At 70.7% G+C, this 2475-nt stretch carries 2 protein-coding genes; both read right to left on the bottom strand.

Going from position 1 to position 2475, the window contains the following annotated elements; genetic code table 11:
- Positions 1 to 1156 (bottom strand): PPE family protein (locus tag A5700_RS21505; RefSeq protein WP_068204996.1); only part of this gene is annotated, 1156 nt, incomplete at its 3' end.
- Positions 1157 to 1909: 753 nt separating this feature from the next.
- Positions 1910 to 2475 (bottom strand): PE/PPE C-terminal domain-containing protein (locus A5700_RS21500; protein ID WP_197504167.1); only part of this gene is annotated, 566 nt, incomplete at its 5' end.

Here is a 2475-nt window from a genome sequence, read left to right as displayed (position 1 = left end):
GCGAGATTTGGGCGAATTCGCCCCCGCCGCCCCGGCCGCTCCAGCCGGAACACACCAGCGCCCGCTCGGACTCCGCCACCGCCGGCGTCACCGCCGAAGTCAACGTCGCCCACTGCTGAGGCACCGACAACATGCCCACCCGGGCCGCCTGACCAGCCGCCGCCGCCACACCCCCGCCGACATGACCCACGCCACCCAAGTTGCCCAACCCCAAAGACGCGAACTGCGGCGTCGGGAACCACGCGCCACCAGCACCCGCCGTGTCACCACCGGGACCGAACGTCAGCTGCTGCGCCATCGACATGCCGAAGTTGGCCATGCCGTTCGAGAAGTACGCCAGACCCGTGGTCTGCTTCAAGAACACCGTGTAGAGGCTTGAGCTCAGCCCGGCGTAGTTGTTGGTCGGCGTCGGCAAGCCCTGCGTCAGGAAGTCGTTGATCAGGTTCTCCAACCAGGTGAACGGCCCTGGCGTATCGCTCGCCGCCGCGGCCTGTTGCACCGGAGCCGCGGCAGTCGCCAGCTGTGTACCGGCCTGGGTGGTGGCGTTGGCCACGCTCTGCGCGGTGCTGGTGGCCGGCTGCGCCTGGGCGTTGCTCACGGCCAACGCCTGGTCGGCGACCGCGTCCGGCGACGTCGTGTTCGGCGGCGCGGTGAACGGCGACAGCTCCGAGGCCGCCAACGACGACCCGGCATAGCCGTACATGGCCCCGGCGTCCTGGGCCCACATCTCGGCGTACTGCGCCTCCGTGGCCGCGATCGCCGGGGTGTTCTGCCCCAGGAAGTTGGTCGCGATCAGCGTCGCCAACAGCACCCGATTCGCCGCGATCACCGGCGGCGGCACCGTCAGGGCGAAGGCGGTCTCGAAGGCGGCCGCGGCGGCCCGCGCCTGCCCGGCGGTCTCCTCGGCCTGCGCCGCCAAGGCGGTGAGCCACGACACGTAGGGCGTCACCGCCGACACCATCGTCGACGCCGCGGGCCCCACCCAATTGCCGTTGGTCAGCTCCGCGATCACCGACGAATAGCCGCTGGCGGCGGTGGTCAGCTCCGCCCCCAGCGCATCCCAGGCCGCGGCGGCGGCCATGATCGGCCCCGACCCCGGACCTGCATAGATGCGCCCAGAGTTGATCTCCGGTGGCAACACCCCGAAGTCAAGCACTCACGAACCCCCCGGCTCGAACGACATCTGTTTCCCTCGCAAGCAATTCAGGCTGTGGCCTCTCGAGCATTTGCTCGTTGCGAACGCTAGAGCGTCGCGATGTGCGTCGCCGCCACCCGAGAGAGCCACCCGCCGGCGGCCGCCGTCCTCACCCTCGGCGACGCGCCCGAAGCGCTCCGCCGCGATCCCGGCGCAGGCGTAGCCCGGTCACCGCCGTGACCTGCGGGAACACCGGATCGGCGCGGGGCGCCGGCGGCGGCGATGACGGTCGGCTAGCCTTCCCTCCGCGGCGCCAACGGCGGTGAAAAGCGCTGCGCAGGATAAAAATCCGGCAGCAGTTAAACCCGCGGTGCTGCTGGTCGGAACCGGCCGCTGACGCGTGTTTGCGGTTGAGCCCGGAAGCGCCCGCGCCGTAGGGCTGCGCGCTGCCGGCCGGCCGCCGAAAGAGCGCTTTGCGAGCCACCGGTGGCCGACCGGCGACTAATGCCGGAAAGGGGTCGGCGGGTGACGGAAAGGTTTTCTTAAGACCAATATCCGCACACGCGAGAACCATTTAATTGCACGACAATTTTAGGGCGGCGAATTCGGGTTTTTCGGTGCGGCAATGCGCGTCCAGCGTCGCGGGGCCTACTGAAGTAGCCGGGCGAAATTCGACGACTCCCGGCGCCAAATGTCGGTGTCGGCACGCCACTGGTCACCGACCCGCAGTGGGGCCGGTGACCAGTGAGCAGCGAGGTAAAAGCGCCCGAGGACCTACCCGGCGAAGGGTGGGCGGGCCATGACGGTGGGGCGGAATCCGTACTTGGGTCCGGCCGCGCCGTGGCCGCGGGCGCCGACACCGGCCAGCGGCATGCCCCCGAGCAGGTTGCCCGCACCCGCGGCCTCCGGGGCCGCGCTGATGCTGCTGACCGGGATCGCGTGCCCCACCATCGGCGCCACCGACGGGCCCCCGGTCCAGGCCACCGGCACCGACAGCTTGCCACCCAGCGAAGCCGCGCCACCGATCGCGGCCACCGGGTGCGCCGCGGCCGCCCCGCCACCGAGCATCCCGCCCAGGCCACCCAGGCCGGGCAGCGCCTTGGCCGCCGCAGGGGCCGCACCGCCGAGCACACCCAGCGACTTGGCCATCTGCACACCGAAGTTGCCCATACCGACACTGAAGTACGGCAGACCCTCGGTGTTGTAGAAGAGGCCGGCGAAGGGGCTGTAGCCGTTGACCGCGGCCCCCAGGCTGCTCGGGAAGCTGGTCTGACCGGTCAGCAGGAACCACAGCTCCGACAGCGGGTCGGTCTGCGTCGCGGCCGCCGCGGCCTGCGTCG

Origin of the sequence: Mycobacterium sp. E1214, assembly GCF_001666755.1 — a bacterium.
Lineage (GTDB): Bacteria > Actinomycetota > Actinomycetes > Mycobacteriales > Mycobacteriaceae > Mycobacterium.
Note: the sequence above shows the minus strand (reverse complement) of the source record. Positions and strands in the feature narration are given on the sequence as shown.